The sequence below is a fragment of the Roseovarius sp. D22-M7 genome (assembly GCF_037083785.1).
Taxonomy (GTDB): domain Bacteria; phylum Pseudomonadota; class Alphaproteobacteria; order Rhodobacterales; family Rhodobacteraceae; genus Roseovarius.
Genome location: NZ_JBAPKY010000126.1, coordinates 1 through 3,543, shown reverse-complemented (window position 1 = coordinate 3,543; position 3,543 = coordinate 1). Strand labels below are relative to the sequence as shown.

The 3,543-nt window shown below is 61.2% G+C and carries 3 protein-coding genes and 1 pseudogene; 2 read left to right on the top strand and 2 right to left on the bottom strand.

Translation table 11 applies throughout. The features are described from left to right. Positions 1-83, top strand: a pseudogene (locus V8324_RS21375) (IS5/IS1182 family transposase); the annotation flags it as partial. Between the two features lie 59 nt (positions 84-142). On the opposite strand, the gene V8324_RS21370 reads toward V8324_RS21375, so the two are convergent. Beyond that, entirely contained in the window at positions 143-910 is a 768-nt protein-coding gene (locus V8324_RS21370) for a hypothetical protein (RefSeq protein WP_336421912.1), read from the bottom strand. Between the two features lie 462 nt (positions 911-1,372). After that, positions 1,373-1,540: a hypothetical protein gene (locus V8324_RS21365; protein WP_336421911.1), complete on the bottom strand. Its 168-nt coding sequence runs from the start codon at positions 1,538-1,540 to the stop codon at positions 1,373-1,375. Between the two features lie 855 nt (positions 1,541-2,395). On the opposite strand from V8324_RS21365, the gene V8324_RS21360 reads away from it, so the two are divergent. Then, a complete protein-coding gene (locus tag V8324_RS21360) occupies positions 2,396-3,241 on the top strand; it encodes a peptidylprolyl isomerase (RefSeq protein WP_336421910.1) in 846 nt (281 codons plus the stop codon). The last annotated feature ends 302 nt before the right edge of the window (positions 3,242-3,543 follow it).

Below are 3,543 nucleotides of genomic sequence, written 5' to 3'. Positions count from 1 at the left end.
GTGTCGCAACTCGGTATGACAGGTGCCCCAAGGTCTTCCTCTCGGCGATCGCGCTCGCCGCGACTGTCATCTATTGGTTATGAGTCCAGACCCTAAACGGAAATAATCATTATATTTTTTTAGCAGCCTATCAAAGCACGTATCAAGTCAAGCTGCTCACCACTTCTCGGGGCACTACCTGAATCGCCGAAACGCTGGTCTCGGGTTTCAGGCCTAGTGGTGCCTCCGCGACCAGATTGGCCATGTCATTTGCCCCCATCCAGATCAGGTAGTCTTCCTCGGTGACTTGCTGATCCTGCGCAAGCCATCGGCCGGGCTCACAATGGCAATATCCGTAGCGAAGATGCGCGCCCTTCGCGGCCAGGTTCTTGGGCACCAGCGCGAAAACAAAATTCGGCTCCCAAGTCGCGACCATTATCTCGAGCAACACGCGCGACAAAAGCGCCGTCGCGCCTTGACTGCGCGGACCGCCAAGACCTCGAGCGCGAAGCCAGAAATCACCTTGGTAACAGACCCTTCCCGTAATTACATGAAGCGCTTCGGGACCCGAATAAAAGGTTCGATCTGGGTCGGATGTCGAGCCGGGGGTGATATATTTGTAGCGATGGTCATTGAGATGCCTGCCGAGTGTGATCCCCGACAGGTCGAGCAGCCGCACGGCCTGAGTATGGATCAACTCTCCGTATGAATCGAAAGCGCAGACCCAGAATCCGTTCGTACGATCGACATACGAACTCGCCACATCGAACATCGGGTAGATCGGGCCGCGGTCGTGCTGCTGGTTCCGGTACGTTCGATATTTTGCGAAGTCATCGCCAAACTCCAAACGGATCCCCGCCTTTTCAAGTTGAGACAGGATACCGGACACATTCATTGTCATAGTGAACAATTTACTTGGCAACATAACCATCTGACCTTTCTTATCCCACTACTTTCTTCAATCTTCAATCATATCGTCAATGGTACGTTTCCAACGCCTAAAATTGACAGAAAATTTTACTGTCCTGGTTAATTGCAATAATGCATGACCCCAAGCTGTATTCTTGGCTGTCTGGGCGCTCTGTCGATGGCGTGGATGCCCCTCCCGGCCGCATCGCAATGTGCCAATGTGATGCGTGTGCAACAATCACGACAGGAGAGAGCATGCAAGACGGCGCCGGCGACACGCGCAAGTGCTACGACGCGGCCGCTGACCAAAGCGCACAGGCCGCATCCCGCCCCGCAAGAACGTCAACCCGTATGGACCGGGCCAGATACACAGGGTTTATGACCCGCCGGAAGCGGCAGTTAAGTACATCAACGAGCGGCAGTATTTCTCGGAATCATGGGCTTGCCGTATGCTCGGCGCCGGGCATCCGATCACGGCGCCATCCTAAAGAACAATGACCGGCACCGCACCCGCTACGGCGAGGATCGCAAGGCCGACCAGAACGAAAACACCGTCCCAGGTCAGCAGCGCGATCGAGAACGACAGCACGGCAGCACCGAGGATCGACGACGAAAACGAATGTGCGCCCTCGGCGAGGTGGGGGTTGGGCATGAGAAGCGCGGCGGTGGCTCCGCGGTCGGGGCGCAGACGGCGCCGAAGATGCAGGCCAATGCAGGCCGAGGTGTCGCGGGTGTCACGCGGCGCCCGGATGCGGGTGAGTTTGCCCTGCTGGCCGACCCGTGCCTCATCCCGACCCGCAGGGCCGCGCAGCGAAACGACATCTCCAGGGGTTTGTCCCGGGCGGGATCCGGCAGGGGGTCGGTTACGGTCGCGGCGACGTTTTTGTGAACGCCTGTTGGGCCCCGGGATCGGAGTTTGGGTGCTTCCGGCGCACCGAGAGCCGGCGAAATCCGGGCGCGGCCAACGGCTTGCCCACCCCGCGCTCGTGCGTGGCGACGCGAGAGGCGCACCTCGATCCTGCGCTGAAGGTCGACGCGCCGCCAGCGCACCACCCACGTCCACGGCANCCCTCCAGCACCAGTGCGATCGCCGGCATGCGCCGCGCCGCCTTGGCATCCTTCGCCGTCGCCGCCGCAACCCGAAGCGCGCGCGCCGACAAGTCCGTTCGTGCAACCGCAACCGCCATCGAACCCTCCATGCTTCGATGAAAGGGCCTCACAGCAGTGAACCGAAGGGAAGCCCGCGAGGGTCACCGACAGGGGCCGTTGGTATTAGATCATCGGGACCAACCAATCAGTCGAAATGATTGGATTCCCTCTACTTGTTGGCACCTCCAGCCGCGGGCTGCCGGCTCAGGCGCCCATGGTCCCGATAAGGAGCTTGTCAGGATTGACGGCAGATCCTAAACCGCTAAGCGAAGGCCGTCGCAACGGCACATCGATCTGATTGTCGCCACCGCCGGAAAGCCCGGCACATGAGGAGAGAAACGCGACGAAGCCAGCCACGATGGCGTTTGCCGCGGCGCTGACGCTGCCGGTGGGGTTCGCTGGCGCGCAAGACGCCGACACGCCCCAAGCAGAGGTCACCGCTGAAACCGTCCTCGCTACGGTCGACGGCACCAACATCACGGGTGGGCATCTGCTGCTGATGCGCGGCCAACTCCCACAGCAGTATCAGGGCCTTCCGCCCGGGCAGCTTTATCAGGGATTGTTGCAGCAGGCGATAAGCCAAACGCTGCTCGGGGACGCCGTGGATGCGCTGACTCCCGAGGCGCAGGTTGCGCTCGAGAACCAGAAACGAGCGCTGCGCGCGGAAGTCGCGATGCAGGCGCTGTCGGAGGAGGCGGTTACCGAGGCGGCGCTGCAGAAGGCTTACGCTTTGCGCTACGGCGACGCAAAACCCGCGAAGGAGTATCGCGCCGCCCACATCCTTGTCGAGACCGAGGAAGTGGCGGCGGCGCTACGAGCCGAGCTGGAAGCCGGCGCAGAGTTCGCGGCGCTCGCGCAGGAACATTCCACCGGCCCCTCCGGCCCGAAAGGCGGCGACTTGGGATGGTTCGCGCAGGGCACCATGGTGGCCGATTTCGAGGAGGCGGTGGCGGCACTTGAGTCCGTGGAGCTTCCGAAGCCGGTGGAGACGCAGTTCGGCTGGCACCTTCTCCGGTTTGAGGACAGCCGCACCGAGGAAGTGCCGAGCTTTGCGGACGTGCGCGCAGATCTTAGCCAGTCGCTGCAACGCGCGGCGATTGAAGCCCGGCTGCAGGCACTGCGAGCTGAGGCCGAGATAACCGCGACCGACCCGGGCGAGATCGACGTGGACTTCCTCAACAACGAGACGCTGTTTCTGGAGTAGCGCGGGGATGCTTCGACCCTTGCGCGCAAGGCCGGCAGCCACATCTTGCGGACGTCTGGATAACGCAATGGAAGGCTGTGTCATCTCGATGTGCTGATCGGACAGGCGAGGAAGATATCGGAACTCGATTGCACGAGCCGATCCCTTGGTTTGTTTCGTGCGTTCCCGGACCTTCGAGAACGTGCTCTCAATAGGGTTTGAAGTGCAGAGTAAGCGCCAGCTGGGCCCCACGGGCTTTTCAGCTTGACGTCTGGAAGTTCCAAGGGAGGAGTTCGTCGATCCGGTTTTTCGGATGGCCGGCG